This window comes from Pseudalkalibacillus berkeleyi, assembly GCF_021608225.1.
GTDB lineage: Bacteria > Bacillota > Bacilli > Bacillales > Fictibacillaceae > Pseudalkalibacillus > Pseudalkalibacillus berkeleyi.
The window spans coordinates 254,090-270,643 of record NZ_JAKIJS010000001.1; the positions used below are offsets into that span (position 1 = coordinate 254,090).

Below are 16,554 nucleotides of genomic sequence, written 5' to 3' on the forward strand. Positions count from 1 at the left end.
GGATAGGATGAAACAGTCGAATAGAAGTATTTTACTAGGTGCTGCGTTCCTGATGGCAACGTCAGCAATCGGACCAGGATTTCTTACTCAAACAACGTATTTTACAGAAGCACTCGTAGCAAGCTTTGGTTTTGTTATTTTAGTTTCCATCATTATTGATATAGGTGCTCAGTTAAATATTTGGAGGATTATAGCCGTTGCAGAGCGAAGAACACAAGATATAGCGAATATGGTCTTACCAGGACTCGGTTACTTTGTGGCCTTCCTGATTGTCATTGGTGGACTTGCCTTTAATATCGGAAACATAGCAGGGGCAGGCCTTGGTTCAAATGTGATTTTAGGCGTCTCTCCAGAAATAGGTGCATTATTAAGTGGACTTATTGCAATTGGTATTTTCCTTTTACGTGAAGCGAATAAAATTATGGACAGATTTACCCAAGTCCTCGGTTTTCTTATGATTGCTCTTACAGTCTTTGTCATGTTTTCTGCATCACCTCCAGTAGGTGAAGCTGTACAAAAGACGTTCATGCCAGACAAGATTGATCTCATTGCCATCATTACATTAGTAGGGGGTACAGTGGGTGGTTACATTACCTTCTCAGGCGGCCACAGACTTCTTGATGCAGGTGTTAAGGGAGTCGATTCCTTACCAGAAGTAACAAAGAGTTCGGTTTCAGCAATTGGAATTGCTTCTATTATGAGAATTTTCCTTTTCCTAGCAACATTGGGTGTTGTCGCTCAAGGGTTCACACTTGATCCGTCTAACCCTCCTGCATCTGTGTTCCAATTTGCTGCAGGTAATATTGGTTATAAAATGTTTGGCGTCATTATGTGGTCAGCTGCAATTACATCCGTAATCGGTGCAGCTTATACGTCGGTATCATTCATTCGAACAATGAATCCGAAACTAGAACAATATCATAAATATTTGATTATAGGATTTATCGCAATTTCTACACTCGTTTTTGTATCAATCGGAAAACCAGTTAATGTACTCATTCTTGTTGGTGCCTTAAACGGTCTAATTCTACCCATTTCACTCGGTGTTATGCTCATTGCAGCACACAAACCGAAGATTGTTGGATCCTATAAGCATCCAATTTGGTTGACCGTATTTGGAAGCATCATCGTCGTAGCGATGTCCTATATGGGAATCATCACAATGATGGATCAAATACCAAAACTTTTCTCATAATGGGACATGGGGACAGGTCCCTTGTCCCGATAGAATGAGGGTTGGAGAGGAGGACACACTGTGAAAGATGTTGCTATGTTAGAGCCTTCTGAAGCAAGAGCGATGTTTCGATCAAATCAATGGGAACGACCGACTTCAGGAATTTCAAACGGGTATACCCAAGCAAATTTGGTTGTTTTACCAAAAGAGCTCGCATTTGAATTTCTATTGTTCTGTCAAAGGAATCCAAAGCCTTGTCCAGTGCTTGATGTAACAGATCCGGGATCACCAATTCCTCAATTAGCAGCTCCTGAAGCGGATTTGCGTTCGGATCTCCCTAAATATCGTATATTCGAAAAAGGGGTTCTTACAGACGAAAGGACAGATATTTCCTCGCTTTGGACAGATGATATGGTTGCATTCCTACTCGGTTGTAGTTTCACATTTGAGAAAGCACTACTAGACAAAAGTATCCCTGTGAGGCATATAGAAGAGGAACGAAACGTACCGATGTTTGTTACGAACATCGACTGTGAAAAAGCGGGTCGTTTTGAAGGGAAAATGGTTGTAAGCATGAGACCTATTCCAGCTGAAGATATTGTCAAAACGGTACAAATTACGTCAAAATTCCCAGCTGTTCATGGTGCGCCGGTACAAATCGGGCATCCTGAACAAATCGGGATCAATGACTTAAATGACCCTGATTTCGGAGATGCTGTATCCATACGAGAAGGTGAAATTCCTGTCTTTTGGGCTTGTGGTGTAACACCTCAAGCGGTCGCAATGAATATCAAACCAGAGCTCATGATCACACATGCTCCAGGGCATATGTTCATAACGGATTGGACCGATGAGCAATTTGAGGTTGAATAATTGAACAATCTATTATCTTCAGTCCAATGGTTCATTTTAATTCTTGCCGGAAGTGTAGTTGCGCCATTAACGATTGGTTCAGCATTCGGTATGTCAATTGAAGAAATATCAAGCTTTGTTCAACGAACCTTTTTTGTCATTGGGATTGTATCGCTACTCCAAGTATTCTTTGGTCATAAGAAACCAATAGTAGAAGGCCCTGCCGTCTTGTGGTGGGGTGTCTTTCTACTTTTTGCTGGTTTGAACCCTACAATGTCTGGCGGAACACTGGATACACTGCGAAGTATTGAGATGGGAATTTTCATCAGCGGAATATTATTTATATTGATGAGCCTGTTTAACGTGATTGCTCAAGTGAAGAAAATTTTCACACCGATTGTAACTGGTACATATTTCATTTTACTCGTTGCTCAAATTAGTGGCCCTTTTATGAAAGGAATATTAGGTGTCGGCTATGTAACGGATAGTGTGAACGGAGCAGTTGCAACGCTTGCAGTCTCGACCGCGATCGTTACCATTTTATTTTCTAGAAGCAAATGGACCTTTTTCAGAAGTTATTCTGTTTTATTCGGAATAGCAGTTGGATGGATTTTATTTAGCATTTTTGATTTGACGAAACCCATTTCATTCCAGTCGGAACAGTGGATTTCATTTCCGGAAATTTGGGTGTGGGGAACGCCGATATTTGACCTCGGTATTGTTCTTACATCCGTGGTAGTCACGCTATTATTGTTAATTAATTTCGTCGCGAGTATTGATGTAGTAGGGACAGTATTAGGAGATAAAAGAGCGGAAGAATACAATCAGTCGGGCATTATGATGGGGCTTAGTCAGCTTTTTTCTAGCCTTTTTTCTACAGTTGGTATGGTGCCGCTGTCCTATACAGCAGGATTTCTACTTGCAACTCAATTAAAAGAAAAGCTACCATTCATTCTCGGCAGTTTGCTCATCTTAGTGTTAAGCTTCTTTCCAACGATAACGATGTTCTTTGCAGCAATTCCGGTTCCGGTTGGTTATGCAAGTATGCTCCTAGCCTTTTCAAATATGCTTGTCATTGGCATTCGTTCTTATATCGAGGCTGGGAATCATGAGCAACCACTTTTTATCATTAGTTTATCGTTAATGATTGGTATAGGTGTCATGTTCATTCCTCCAAGTGCATTAGCTGGGGTACATCCAGCCATCGCATCGGTCATGAACAATGGATTGATCATCGGCGTGATGATATGTATAGGGTTAGAACAATTATTGAAAGATAACAAGAAAGCAGCATCCTGATTATATCGGATGCTGCTTTTATTCGTGTGCAGATTTTGAAAACCGGTATATAAAGAAAAGAAGGAGGTACGATAGCGTAATAATCGATACTACCCATAACCATGCTAGTTTCATATTTCCGGTATCAAAAGCAATGTATATGGCGGTTGGAACGGTTTGAGTTTTACCTGGAATATTTCCAGCAAACATCAACGTTGCGCCGAATTCACCCAAAGCGCGAGTGAAACTTAGGACGAGACCTGTAATAATCGCTTGAGCAGCTAAAGGTATAGAGACCCTCAGAAAGACTTCGAGTGAAGTTGCGCCGTCAATTTTGGCAGCATCCTCAATTTCATAATCAACAGTCGCAAAACCCGTTTTTGCTGATTGGTACATAAGTGGGAAAGATACGACTACCGCAGCAAGTACGGCTGCCCACCAAGTGAAAATGATCGGCTGATCGAATAAGGACTCAATAACCTTTCCAATGGGGCTGTTGATTCCGAATAGGACGATTAGGATGAATCCTACGACCGTTGGAGGGAGTACGAGAGGAAGCATCATAAACGTTTCAATAACCGTTTTACCTCTGAATGAACGGCGAGCCATAAGCCGACCGGTCACTATTCCAATGACCCCAACGATGACCCCTGCTGTTAATGCAATTGTGAGTGATAAATAGATAGGTGACCAAAATGTATCTGTCATTGAATAACCTCAATTGACTGGCATAAAGCCGTAATTTGTATAAATTGCATTCGCATCTTTGCTGAATAGATAATTGTAGAAAAGCTTAGCTTCCTTTAGGTGCTGAGTTTGCTTCAAAATGCCAACAGGATAGTGGATGTTTGTATGTAAATTGGATTGAATCTTATGCAATGTCTTTACTTTGTTAGATTGTTTAGCGTCTGTTGCATATACAAAACCAATTTGAACATTTCCTGTTTCCACGTAGGATAATACTTGGCGTACATCTTTCGCATAAACAAACTTACTTTGTAGTCTAGACCATGAACCAGTTTCGAGGAGCGTTTCCTTTGCGTATTGACCAGCTGGGACCGATTCTGGTACACCGATTGAAATCCGTTCTATTTTGTTATTCTCGAGATCGTCTAGGTTGTTAATGGCAATTGAACGTTTTTTCCCAGTGATTACAACGAGTTCATTTTGAAGTAGATTCTTAGAATAGTTTGTATGTATTAGGCCGTTCTCGCCTAAGGATTTAAATTTAGTCTCTGATGCAGAAAGGAATAGATCAGCTGGTGCGCCTTGTTCAATTTGCCTTTGCAATGTCCCTGACGATGCAACGTTCAACACGATATCAATTGAGGGGTTCATCTTCTCAAAATTTCTCTCAACCTCTAACATCACATCGCTTAAACTTGAAGCTGCTTGCACATGCAGCTCTACTTGATCTTCTCGGTCATTATTCGAGGATCCACAACCACTAAGTATCAGTATCATGAAAATCAACATTAAACAACGAATCCAACCCAAAGCCATCACACCTAACCTCTCAAACTCTTACACCACAACTATACCAAAAATCTAAATGGTGGGCACCACGTTGTGTTGTTGTCCATAATACTATAACAAGTGAAGAAGATAACTAAACCCCCCGCTTGATAGCGAGGGGCTTGCTTTATTTTGAATTTACAAGTCGTATAGTTTCGTATATTTCTGTTCTAGGTAGTCTACTAAATATTTAGCATCCAGTTCTTCTCCGGTCACCTTTTTAATTAATTCTCCTGGTGTATAAAGCTTACCGTATTGATGCACGTGCTCACCGAGCCACTCACGGATCTTCATGAATTCTCCTTTTTCGATATGCTCATAAAAGTCAGGTAGATCGCTCAACACCTTGTTAAGCATTTGTGCACCATATAAATTTCCTAACGAATAAGAAGGGAAGTATCCAATACCTCCATGAGACCAATGCACATCTTGTAGCACACCTAATCGATTAGAAGGTGGTGTGATCCCTAAATAGTCTTTTACTTTATCATTCCATACTTCAGGCAAGTCTTTGACCTTTATATCGCCTGCTATAAGTCCCTTTTCAATTTCATACCTGAGCATAATATGAAGGTTATACGTAAGCTCATCAGCCTCTACACGGATTAACGATGGCTCAACCGCATTGATCGCTCGGTAAAATTCATCTAAAGAAATACCGTTTAATTCATTAGGGAAATGCGCCTTAAGGTCTTGGTAGAAAAATTTCCAAAACTCTTCTGTTCTACCAACGAAATTCTCTAAAAATCTAGATTGGGATTCGTGAATTCCGAATGATGCACCTCTACGAATGACACGACCTTCATAATCGGGATTAACTCCTTGTTCGTAAAGAGCATGACCCGTTTCATGAATGGTGCCGAAAATGGCCATTCTAGGATTATCTTGCTCATAGCGGGTCGTAATGCGAACATCGCCTGTGTTGATGCCCATCGCAAAAGGATGAGTCGTTTCATCCAAACGACCAGCATCTAGATCATAACCCAGTTTTTCTATAATAAATTGAGCAAACTCCTTCTGCTTCTCAACATCGAAGTTTTGGTCGAAAATCTTGCTGTTCGGTTTTCTTGAAGATTGTTGAATGCGATTCAACAGCTTAATGCTAGATTCCCTTAAATCAGCAAATAATGGATCCAATTTCTCAACTGTTAAGCCTGGCTCGTACTCATCTAACAGTGCATCATACGGATGTTTTTCATAACCGAAGTACTCTGCGAAACGCTTTTTCATCTCAACCATTTTTTCTAAATAAGGCTCGAAATATGAAAAGTCATCATTCTCTCGTGCTTGCTCCCAAGCATCATTCGCATTAGAAGCGAGGACTACATACTCATTATAAACATCTGTTGGAATTCGTTTAGACTTTTCGTAATCTTGCTTTCGTTCTCGTACACAAGACTGAGTTGGAAGGTCTAGTTGATGAAACACCTCAGGTTGGCATAGCGTGTCCAAACATTCACCCATTTCCTTTGAAATCGATAATTTGAATGTTTCCGTTGAAAGGGTACCTTTTGCTTTTGCAAAGATTGGCTTTCCTTTTTTCGGTGCGTATGTACGTGCATCCCAGCCTAAGAGCCCCAAAATATTTGTAAAGTGACAAATCTTCTCATCAAGTGCATTAAATTGATCGATGGCTTGTTGAACCTTTTGATCTAAAACTTGTTGGGTCATCAGCAATTCCCTCCTGAAATATATAGATTTTATTAATAAGGTATTCTCGATTTCTCCCTCAAATCCTTCGAGTTACGAAATATATTTTCATAAAAAAAAGATGACTCTTTAAGAACGAAGAGCCAATCCTTTTAGGGGTGATTCCGTTTACACATATTCCTTTAAACCATTTTCAAGAGATTCAATATTTTCAGTGCGGTATCCATGTAACGCTTCCTGTAGCGCGAATGTACCTGAATAAAATTGAGCTCTTGGTATCATGGATTCTAAACCTGGGTAAAATGGAGCCATTAAATCAACAAAGCTTTTCCCGTATTTCTTTAATAACCCGGCAAAATCAATGGCTGGATCGCCGATATGGGAACTACCAAAGTCTACGATACCACTAAGCTGTTTTTCTTTCTCATCAAATAATATATTAGACATTCCAAAGTCCCCATGAATGAGTTTCGGTGTGAATGTGAAATTCGATTGATCATTTAAATACTGTTCAAAATGTTGTTTAATTTCAGATTGCTTCTCAACTCGAATATACGTAAACAGTGATTGTGAAATATTCTCATACATAGTTGACCAAAATTGGCTAGAGCTATGACCTGAAATCACTTTTCCGGGTGCGTTAGAAGTAGGGATGGAATGTAATTCGTGTAAGAAAGTTGCCAAATCTTTTGCCAAGGACTCCTTGCTTGACGGAGTAAGTGATTGCACAGTTTCTGGGTATAAGGGTGTTCCTGGTATTAAAGGGTATCCGACAAACGATTGACCGAGAATGTTCGTGTCCGTGTTTTGGAATACAGGGACTGGAATCGGAAGGGAGATGTGTGGGTAAATATACCCGAGTTGCTCACACTCTGTTTGAAGTGTATGAGCGGCCTCATCATGTTTCGGAAAACGAAATACCCATTGATGATTTAGAAAAAGGATATCGTTGTTCTGACCGTAGTGATTCCATTGCACTGACTGGATTTCTAGTGAAGGATAGAAAGAATGAATGCAATTTAAATATTGTTCCAAATACATTGAAAATCCCTCCCACCATCAAGATTCGACTAAAAAGGCCACATATCCTCTTTCCATATAAAAGAAAATATACACTTGTATGCTGCGTTATATAGTTCAGAAGACTCAAATGATCACACGCTAGGAATAATGAACTTGTAAAGACAAATAGCCACCCGAAGGGGGAGGCTATTTGTTGATTTTCTTTTTGCTAGCACCAAGTCCGACGGATGGTTCTTTTCGTATGACTTTAATAATGGATAAGCACATAACGATCAATATGACTGTAAATGGGAGGGCGGCAATCAGTGATGCAGTTTGCAACCCTTGTAACCCACTGCTAATAATGAGTACGGCTGCTATTGCTGCCATCAAAATTCCCCATATAAATTTTACAATTCGACTTGGATTCAAGTCACCGTCTGAAGTCATAATGCCGAGAACGAATGTCGCAGAATCGGCAGACGTGATCAAAAATGTGAAAATCAATAAGATCGATAACATAGAGAACAGGAACGTAAATGGCAACTGTGCATAAGTAACGAAAAGGGCTGATGTTACGTCTTTATTAACAAGCTCAGCAATGTTCGTCCCTTGGGTCAAGTCGAAATTCAATGCGGTTCCTCCAAAAATAGCGATCCACAAAATCGCAATGAACGGAGGGACGATCAGCACGCCAAAGATGAATTCGCGTATGGTCCTTCCACGTGAAACACGAGCAACGAACGACCCGACGAATGGTGACCAGGCAATGACCCATGCCCAATAGAAAACAGTCCAGTCACGTACCCATGTACCACCTTTATAAGGAGTAAGACGGAAACTCATTTCGAAAAACTTAGAAATATAGTCTCCAATGCCTAATGTCATACTGTTAAGGATAAAGACAGTAGGTCCCATGATTAAAACGATGATCATTAATGCCAAAGCTAATCCAAGGTTTAGATTACTCAACCACTTAATTCCTTTATCCAGTCCTGTCATAGCAGAAGTTAAATAAAGAATGAGCAGGACACCGGTAATGATTAATTGCATCATCGCATTGTTAGGCAGGTCGAACACACTGTTTAAACCACCATTAATTTGTAAGATCCCAAACCCTAGTGATGTGGCAACCCCCGTTATAGTAGCGATAACAGCAAGGATGTCAATTGTTCTTCTGAGCGATGTTTTTCCCTTAGTTCCAATGATTGGATTAAACGTTGTACTGATCATCCCTTTTTCTTTTTTCCGATATTGGAAATAACCTAAAGCAAGTCCAACAACTGTGAAGACTGACCACTGATGTATACCCCAATGGAAAAAAGAGTAGCGCATGGAAACTCGAGCTGCTTCTTCAGACTGTCCCTCAATCCCCATAGGTGGTTCAAAATAGTGACTCATCGGTTCAGCAACACCCCAAAAAACGAGGCCAACTCCAAATCCAGCACTGAATAACATCCCAATCCATGTAAAGAAAGGATAATCTGGTCTTGAATCATCTCCACCGAGGCGAATTTTCCCATAACGACTAATGGCTAAAATGAGACAAAAGATCGTAAAGAAAAATACAGCAATCAGATAAAACCAACCGAATGCATATGTTGTAAAATCAAAGACGGATGCAGCGTTATCTCCTAGTGATTTTGGTGAAATGGCTCCCCAAATAACAAACAATAGAACAATGATTGACGAAACCCAGAATACGACATTCCAGTGAGGAGCCTTCTCTTGAACTTTGTCCAAATTCTGTTCCTCCTTCATAGCCGAAAAGATATTTTTAGTGCATTCGTATTTGTTATACCCTTATTTACACTCCAATAACAAACCAGGTGTTTGTGTCGTTTCCGGTGACTATAGACCATAATTTTATTATTTGAAAATTATTTCACTTCCGATATGTAGGTCATTTCGATTAGTTTTATTGAACAATAAATGTTTTAAGAAGATTTCGGGTGGTCATAATAATAGAAAAGTCGTACAATTAATTTAAGATTTTCGTCATTTTTTAAAAATTGCATTTTTTTTGAAACTTTATGGTGAGGAGTGCGTACAATATAGTAAGAAAGAAATTTTAAGATAAGAAATTTTAAGATAAGAATTTTATGGATAACATACATAGTGAGAGAAGGGTGATGGACTTGAGTTTAACTGCAAAAATCACAATTGATTTTTTAGTAGAGGGAAGTAAAGAGTATTATGTAGAGTTACTGGACATTCCTGAAGAAGTTTCGGCAGGGGAATTACAAGTGCTCGTAGAAAAACGTGTAGGAAAAGTGAAAGAGATGAAATGCGCGGAAATACTGAACTCATCTATCAAGATCGATCACATAAACCAAGTCCGTCATTAAAGGCATCTCTATCGATCTTTTTTCTTCATTTTACGATTGATTCCGAAAGTCAGCAAAGTAAACAAAAAAACGATAGAAGCCCATGAAATTGCACCAAATTGCTTAAAGACCTTAAACATTTTTATATCCCCCTATGATTGAATGTTCTACAAATTATATCACCAACTCCCTTAAAATGTAAGTGAGCCAATAACAAAAGAAGGGTGAATGACAAATTCACCCTTCAAAGTGTGAGCACTAGCCTGCAAGTGGAGAGTGAAGAACATCTTTACATCTGGACGGTTGTTCCAATGACGTTCCAATAAACTTAGGGGAGGTTCTCTCCACAAGAGGGTAGCCATGCAGCTTTTATATTTTAAATGGAAAGCGGTTTGTGCCGCTTGTATATACTATTCTTCGCTCTAACCTTTTTGGTGGGGGCTCTTTTTTTGTCTATTTTGTGTCAAAGATGAATCACAATACAACATATAGTGAGATATAAGCAATTATATTGCTAGATTAGGCTTTAAGCCCTATAATGTAAGAGAACGAACAACAAAATAAACACCATCTTCGGGGCAGGGTGAAATTCCCGACCGGCGGTAGATGAAGTCCCCTTCATAAGCCCGCGAGCTTTGTTCAGTTGTTTAATTGAACATGGCTGATCTGGTGAAAAGCCAGAGCCGACAGTATAGTCTGGATGGGAGAAGATGTTTGCACAGTTTCTTAGATTACGTTCAGTTAAGAAGCTCCATTTCTCATGGCCTAATAACCTGATAAATATGCAAATGACTCCCTAAAGCTTAACCAATGCTTTAGGGCTTTTATTTTGGTGATGAGAAAAGGAAATTGATCGACACAAGGACTGTGCGATGCATTGGAAGCAAGATGGCGTTTAGGAAAAAGGAGAGGTTTCCTATGCAACCAAAGGGGAAGTTATATCGAATGATTGCTGTCTCACTCATGAGCAGTATCGCGTATGTATTAATGCTTCTAGATTTTCCGTTTCCGGGGCTACCACCATTTCTAAAGATCGATCTCAGTGACGTGCCTGCACTTCTAAGTGGAATTGTATTTGGACCTGTAGCTGGAATTACGGTTGAAGCAATAAAAAATATTCTGCATTACGGTGTACAAGGTAGTATGACGGGTGTACCTGTTGGGCAGTTTGCGAACTTTATCGCAGGTAGTCTGTTTATTGTTCCTGCGGCAATATTGTTTCGAAAATATCGAAGCAAGAAAGGCTTAACGCTCGGCTTATTAACAGGAGCGTTGACGATGACTCTGATGATGGCACTACTCAATTATGTGCTGATTCTGCCTGCATACACATGGTTCTTGAACTATGATCCTATGACTTCAGAAATGATGACACAATTGATCATTACAGGGATCACACCTTTTAACTTGATTAAAAGTACAATCGTAGCAGGATTGTTTATCATGATTTACTACAAGTTGTCTCCGTACTTAAATCGCATGGAACAACGATCATCATAAAAAAGTGGATAAAAGAATGAGAGACTGGCTCAAAGGACAATCGTCCAACTTGAGTCAGTTTTTTTGTGAATTGATGAAAACTATATCCGTGGTCCCTAAATTAAGCTTATTTAAAGACTCCGTAAACTTTCTAAAGTTAGCCCAAATCTCGTTCCTATTACAAATGTCATTGTTTAAACTAGGTACTGATGAATGAACGAAATATGAGGAGGCAAAGCCATGCGGATTCTTGCAATCACTTTATCAGGATTTTTGTTAATTGGATTATTTTCAACAGTATTAGCGAATGACGATCCAAACTTATCGGAATCATTTAAACAGCTATCAAGAGACACTGAATGGAAGCAAGTAAAGCAGCTAGACTTGGATTTCAACATACATCATCCACAAGGGATGACGAAAATAGACGATCGATATTACATATCTTCCGTTGAAATTGTTGAAAAACCCGTGAAGGATGAATCATCAAAAAATGGATATGATCGTACACCTGGGAAAGGAGTCGGACATCTATTTGTTGTGAATGAAGAAGGGCAGATGATCAAGGATATAGAATTAGGTCGAGGAGATATGTACCATCCTGGTGGAATCGATTTTGATGGTAAGCACATTTGGATACCGGTTGCTGAGTATAGACCGGATAGTCAGTCCATCATTTATAAAATGAACCCTGATACATTGCAAGTCGACAAAGCGTTTGAGGTGGAGGATCACATCGGAGGAATCGTGAGCGATCATTCTACTAGAAAGCTTCACGGAGTAAGTTGGGGTTCGAGAACGTTTTACAAATGGAACCAAAAGGGGAAGCAACAGTCTGTTAACAAGAACCCAAGCCATTTCATTGATTATCAAGATTGTGAAAGTGTAGGAAACCGCAAGATGCTATGCAGTGGATTAGCTGAACTGCCTACAAGTAATGGAGATAAATCTGAATTAGGAGGACTATCTCTAATAGATCTCAAAACAAATAATATCGAACATGAAATACCCGTAACGAAGTTTAGTCCTGAGAAACATGTAATCACTCGAAACCCTGTTTTTCTAGAACAGAGCGAAAAAGGATTCAGGCTATTTTCAGTACCAGATGATAATCATACATCACTTTTTATTTATGAAAAACAATAGTAAATAAAGAAAAGAGGGTGAACCTGTGAAGAAACGCTTCAAAGTTCACCCTCTTATTTTTGCAGTAATGTTAAATTCCTTAACCCGCTTATCCTCACGAAAATGAATGTAAGGAAGTTAATGGCTCTTTTGTATCAGGTGTTGCTGCTAGCGGTAAGACGATTCGTATAGTCGTTCCTTTTCTATATTCAGATTCAATGGAGAGCTTTCCACCATGTTCTCTTACGATCTTCCTGCTCATCATTAATCCAAGACCAATTCCTTTTTCTTTTGTTGAATAAAAAGGTTCACCAATATATTTTAACCGGTCTTTTTCAATTCCTTTACCAGAATCGATAAATCTTAGTTCTACATAAGGATCTCGAGCTTCAATCTGTATTTTTAGCTCTCCCCCTTTTTCCATAGCCTCCATTGCATTTTTCATAATGTTTATGAAGACTCGCTTCAAGGCACTCTTCTGACAATTGAGGATGACTTGCTGTTCATTGATATAGTCAACATCAATACTGATCCCTTTCAAGAAAGCTGTACCTTCAAACAATCGCACACAACCATCTACAATATCGTGAAGGTCGCATTCGCTCAACGCAATCACATGAGGTTTAGCTAGGTCCATAAATTCATCCGCAATTCGTTCAATACTGTCTAATTCGCCGCCGATGATCTCTAGGTAATTTTTCAACATAGGATCCTCAACCTCTTCATTAATCATTCGGATAAACCCTTTCACACTTGTGAGAGGGTTTCGAAGCTCATGAGCAATTCCTGCAGCGAGTTGACCGACTGTAGACATCTTCTCTAATTGCATTGAAACGTGCTCATCTTCAAGACGCTTTGTAATGTCTCGTGCGATCAATAAGATAAGATCTTCTGAGTAACCGTTATACTCACTAGAAATGAGAGGGGTCAAAACAGCATCGAATGTATAGCTCTTACCGTCCTTTTCAAGTGTAAATGCAATCTGTTCAGCTTCTTTAGACTTGAATACACTTCTAATGATTTCATACATAAGACTGAAATCATCCTTTGCAACATAATCGGTTAGGAAGGTATTCATATTGGTAATCGTTGTATCATTCAACCAACTCTTTAAGGAAGGAGATACATAGTTTGCATCACCATTTTGATTAAAAGTAACGATAAAATCAGATGTCTTTTCAAGAATCAATCGATATTTCTCTTCGCTCTCTTGAAGTGCTTCCTCTGCATGTTTGCGATCCGTTATATCACGACCGACAATTACAAACTTTTCGTATGGTGCTTTCCCATCATATAGAGGAGAAGCAATGAGCTCAATCCAAATATAGCCTTTACTGGCGTGATTGTAACGTATTTCTGCCTTTGCAGAACAACCTGTGTTGGTCATTTGTTTAATTTGTTGAAATACATTTCTACGATCATCAGGGTGTATATATCTGAACACATTACGATTTAAATAGGATTCTGCTGAATAACCAGTAATGTCTAAATGAGAGGATGAAGCATATACGACTTTCCCAGAAAACTCAGCTATCGCAACAAGGTCCTTCATGTTTTCAGTAATGAGTTGAAAAGTGCCCTTCTGTTCTAAATATTTATCGTGGAAGAGAATTTGTTTCGATATATCAATGTATAACCTTGCGACAGCTGTCCGTTCTCTAAGGTGGTTATAGATGTTCATATAACAAATCGAAACATCCTTAATCGTTCCGTCCTTATGTATACGTTTCGTCTTCGGAATCAAATACACATCCTGCTGGCGCAGCTGTCGAACGATTTCTTCGTATTCCTTTTCATAGCCAGAAGGGAAGAGTGAAATTCTATTTCCAATTACTTCATAATCCTTCCAACCAAACATTTCCGTAAATGCTGGATTGATTTTGAAGACTTCACCATCCACACTTTGAATAAGTGTAGCGTTAGGCGAGGACATAAAAATAGATTCTACCATTCGATCATCGGTCATCATCTTGTCTGTTGCATACGGCGTATCCAAAATCATACCGCAATATTGGACTCCGCTTGTAGAGTCAATGGGTACGAATTTAACATATTCAAAAACAACATTAGGCTGGGTAATGGAGACATGCTCTAAAGTAATCGGTTCTCCCTCTAAAATAGCTTCCTTACAGGTTTTGACCATTCTTTTGGGATAAATAAACACATCTTCCAAGGTTTTTCCGATGCAATTCTTATTTAATTGTAATGCTTCTGTTGCAGCCTGATTCACATAGTTGATATGACCGAGGTGATCATTTTCCTTGGAAAAGACAACTAAGATGTAGGGCTCTGGATAACTATCAAGTAATGAATGTTCAAAAGGTTTCATGACATCACCCCCAAATCTTCGACAATTCTTTATTGTAATTGATTCTTCTCAACATGAGGACAATCCTTCTTTTTTATCATATCAATTGGAGAAATTCACTGATTGAGCAAATAGAAAAGAGGCTAAATATCTTTCAACCTTTGATGGCATCTGTTCATAACAGGAACCAAGTCAAAAGTGACAGTTAGCCTCTTTAATATCAGTTTAGAAATCAATTTTAACGTTTAAGAATCCTGCATTTACGAGTGATTTAATAATAATCACGATTGCAGGTCCAATAATTAATCCGACAACGCCTAACAACGCAAATCCAATGTATAAGCTTGCAAGAGCTGCTAACGCGCTAATTCCTAGACTCGATCCAAGAATCTTAGGTTCAATGATTCTTCTGAAAATCGTAATCAGGAAGAACAAAACGAGCAATCCAATTGCGAGTCGTTGATCGCCTGCATATAAGTTGTAAAGTGCCCAAGGAACAAGGAATGAACCTGTTCCGAGAATCGGGAGTATATCGACAATGACGATGAGCAACGAAAAGATTAACGCGTACTTCACGTCTAATATCAGTAAACCGATCCAAGCAATCAAGAATGTCAGAAAGCTTAGAATGAGTTGTGCTCGTAAAAATCCAACAAATGCAAACGAAAGCTGTTTTAAAACAAGCTGGACCTTCTCTTTTGCATTTTCAGAAAATAGATTTAAAAATCCCTTGTGGAGTCGAGGTAAATCAAGACTGAATAAAAATAGGCTGACTAGATATATAAGCAGTTGAATTAAAAGAAGTGGAACACCGGTAGCAAATCCTACGATGCCATTAGCGATCCCAGATAAGAAATCGATCGATAACTTCCGTAGATCTTCTAAAGCATCTTGGATTGTAGATAAATATTCCGGCGGTACTTCTTGATAATATTCCTCCAATTGGATAACGAATGCTTCCACATTTTCAAAAATATACTGAGCATACTCAGGGAGCTGTTCAGAAAACTCAATAACTTGAACAACAAGTGATGTAACGGCCCAATAACACCCGATTAACATTAATGCTAGAAATAGTGTGAAAGATATGACGACACTCCATATTCTTTTTATGGAAAAGGTGCGATTAAGTAATTTGACAAAAGGTTCTAACAAGACAGACGTCAATAATGCCAGTACTAATGGAATGCTATATGGAATTAGAAAAATAATGATGCCAACTAACAATACGAATGGGATGTATTTCTTAAGCTCCAACTTTTGGTCTCCTCCAGAATATAAATTATCCCTATTATACCGTTTCTGTCGAAAAAGGGCATCTATTCTGCTGACCGTTCTTATCTGTTCCTCGATAACTTTATAGTCATATAGTAATGGAGTCGTGTTGAATGATGTCAGAAATGATAGAAAAGGTCTGTAACAATAAAACTATTTATGCGAATTTAGTAGTTTATTGTAAACCTTTTCACTTAAAAAAGTAATATTTCTGTTATTCTATTAATATAGCAAGAAGGGGGGAGAATGTTGAACATTGGGTTCGATCGTTTTGCTCAGATTGACAGACAGACGCTAGATCGTCAAAACAAAACCTATATTCAATCATTCGAGGATTTATGTACGTTTGTAGACAAAGGGGAGACCGTATACTTCTCTACAGAAGATGTATATGGAACAATAGTAAGGAAAGAAGAAGCAAACTTTCTCATCACTGTTGCGTCAGATAAGAATGTTGACAGGATTGAAGGCAGTAAATTGAAGCTTCAAAATGTGTATTTTTATTTAAAGAAAGCGATGTTCTTATTATAGAAACAAACAATAATTTGCTAATAAGTATGAGGTGACTC

General features: G+C 38.9%; 14 protein-coding genes and 1 riboswitch. Of the genes, 7 read left to right on the forward strand and 7 right to left on the reverse strand.

Annotated elements, in window-relative coordinates; all coding sequences use genetic code 11:
- The first annotated feature begins 7 nt into the window (after positions 1-7).
- The 3 genes from L2716_RS01380 (at position 8) to L2716_RS01390 (ending at position 3,325) form a co-directional block, all read left to right on the forward strand.
- Positions 8-1,195 (forward strand): NRAMP family divalent metal transporter, encoded by a 1,188-nt coding sequence (locus L2716_RS01380; RefSeq protein ID WP_236330924.1) that lies wholly within the window; start codon positions 8-10, stop codon positions 1,193-1,195.
- 75 nt (positions 1,196-1,270) lie between these two features.
- Positions 1,271-2,047, forward strand: coding sequence for a putative hydro-lyase (locus tag L2716_RS01385; RefSeq protein WP_236337764.1), 777 nt, complete (start codon positions 1,271-1,273; stop codon positions 2,045-2,047).
- Positions 2,048-3,325, forward strand: a complete 1,278-nt coding sequence (locus L2716_RS01390) for a purine/pyrimidine permease (RefSeq protein ID WP_236330927.1) — start codon at positions 2,048-2,050, stop codon at positions 3,323-3,325.
- An 18-nt stretch (positions 3,326-3,343) separates the two neighbouring features.
- On the opposite strand, the gene modB is transcribed toward L2716_RS01390, so the two are convergent.
- From modB to L2716_RS01415, 5 genes are all read right to left on the reverse strand, one after another.
- A complete protein-coding gene (modB, locus tag L2716_RS01395; protein ID WP_236330930.1) occupies positions 3,344-4,012 on the reverse strand; it encodes a molybdate ABC transporter permease subunit in 669 nt (222 codons plus the stop codon).
- A gap of 9 nt (positions 4,013-4,021) precedes the next feature.
- Entirely contained in the window at positions 4,022-4,807 is a 786-nt protein-coding gene (gene modA, locus L2716_RS01400; RefSeq protein WP_236330932.1) for a molybdate ABC transporter substrate-binding protein, read from the reverse strand.
- Between the two features lie 150 nt (positions 4,808-4,957).
- Positions 4,958-6,490 carry a carboxypeptidase M32 gene (locus L2716_RS01405; protein WP_236330935.1) on the reverse strand — a complete coding sequence of 511 codons (1,533 nt, stop codon included), beginning with the start codon at positions 6,488-6,490 and terminating at the stop codon, positions 4,958-4,960.
- 147 nt (positions 6,491-6,637) lie between these two features.
- The gene (locus L2716_RS01410) at positions 6,638-7,510 is read right to left on the reverse strand and encodes a phosphotransferase family protein (protein ID WP_236330938.1); all 873 of its coding nucleotides are present in this window, start codon (positions 7,508-7,510) and stop codon (positions 6,638-6,640) included.
- A 168-nt stretch (positions 7,511-7,678) separates the two neighbouring features.
- A complete protein-coding gene (locus tag L2716_RS01415; RefSeq protein ID WP_236330941.1) occupies positions 7,679-9,214 on the reverse strand; it encodes a glycine betaine uptake BCCT transporter in 1,536 nt (511 codons plus the stop codon).
- A 359-nt stretch (positions 9,215-9,573) separates the two neighbouring features.
- Here L2716_RS01415 and L2716_RS01420 point away from each other — a divergent pair, with 359 nt between their 5' ends.
- From L2716_RS01420 to L2716_RS01430, 3 genes are all read left to right on the forward strand, one after another.
- Complete coding sequence (locus L2716_RS01420; protein WP_236330944.1) at positions 9,574-9,819, forward strand: hypothetical protein; 246 nt, start codon at positions 9,574-9,576, stop codon at positions 9,817-9,819.
- A 544-nt stretch (positions 9,820-10,363) separates the two neighbouring features.
- Positions 10,364-10,514, forward strand: a riboswitch (FMN riboswitch).
- Between the two features lie 202 nt (positions 10,515-10,716).
- Complete coding sequence (locus L2716_RS01425) at positions 10,717-11,298, forward strand: ECF transporter S component (protein ID WP_236330947.1); 582 nt, start codon at positions 10,717-10,719, stop codon at positions 11,296-11,298.
- A 219-nt stretch (positions 11,299-11,517) separates the two neighbouring features.
- Positions 11,518-12,423, forward strand: a complete 906-nt coding sequence (locus L2716_RS01430) for a DUF6454 family protein (RefSeq protein ID WP_236330949.1) — start codon at positions 11,518-11,520, stop codon at positions 12,421-12,423.
- Positions 12,424-12,517: 94 nt separating this feature from the next.
- Here L2716_RS01430 and L2716_RS01435 read toward each other — a convergent pair whose 3' ends face one another.
- Entirely contained in the window at positions 12,518-14,731 is a 2,214-nt protein-coding gene (locus L2716_RS01435; RefSeq protein ID WP_236330952.1) for a PAS domain S-box protein, read from the reverse strand.
- Positions 14,732-14,935: 204 nt separating this feature from the next.
- On the reverse strand, positions 14,936-15,967 hold the full coding sequence (ytvI, locus tag L2716_RS01440) for a sporulation integral membrane protein YtvI (protein WP_236330955.1): 1,032 nt from the start codon (positions 15,965-15,967) through the stop codon (positions 14,936-14,938).
- 267 nt (positions 15,968-16,234) lie between these two features.
- On the opposite strand from ytvI, the gene L2716_RS01445 reads away from it, so the two are divergent.
- The gene (locus L2716_RS01445; RefSeq protein WP_236330958.1) at positions 16,235-16,516 is read left to right on the forward strand and encodes a hypothetical protein; all 282 of its coding nucleotides are present in this window, start codon (positions 16,235-16,237) and stop codon (positions 16,514-16,516) included.
- Positions 16,517-16,554: the final 38 nt, after the last annotated feature.

Bases quoted from the DNA above. Each gene is read 5' to 3' on its own strand.
- L2716_RS01420 (WP_236330944.1), top strand. From the start codon at position 9,574: ATGGATAACATACATAGTGAGAGAAGGGTGATGGACTTGAGTTTAACT.
- L2716_RS01385 (WP_236337764.1), top strand. From the start codon at position 1,271: ATGTTAGAGCCTTCTGAAGCAAGAGCGATGTTTCGATCAAATCAATGG.
- L2716_RS01410 (WP_236330938.1), bottom strand. From the start codon at position 7,510: ATGTATTTGGAACAATATTTAAATTGCATTCATTCTTTCTATCCTTCA.
- modA (WP_236330932.1), bottom strand. From the start codon at position 4,807: ATGGCTTTGGGTTGGATTCGTTGTTTAATGTTGATTTTCATGATACTG.
- modB (WP_236330930.1), bottom strand. From the start codon at position 4,012: ATGACAGATACATTTTGGTCACCTATCTATTTATCACTCACAATTGCA.
- L2716_RS01405 (WP_236330935.1), bottom strand. From the start codon at position 6,490: ATGACCCAACAAGTTTTAGATCAAAAGGTTCAACAAGCCATCGATCAA.
- L2716_RS01430 (WP_236330949.1), top strand. From the start codon at position 11,518: ATGCGGATTCTTGCAATCACTTTATCAGGATTTTTGTTAATTGGATTA.
- L2716_RS01435 (WP_236330952.1), bottom strand. From the start codon at position 14,731: ATGAAACCTTTTGAACATTCATTACTTGATAGTTATCCAGAGCCCTAC.
- L2716_RS01380 (WP_236330924.1), top strand. From the start codon at position 8: ATGAAACAGTCGAATAGAAGTATTTTACTAGGTGCTGCGTTCCTGATG.
- L2716_RS01425 (WP_236330947.1), top strand. From the start codon at position 10,717: ATGCAACCAAAGGGGAAGTTATATCGAATGATTGCTGTCTCACTCATG.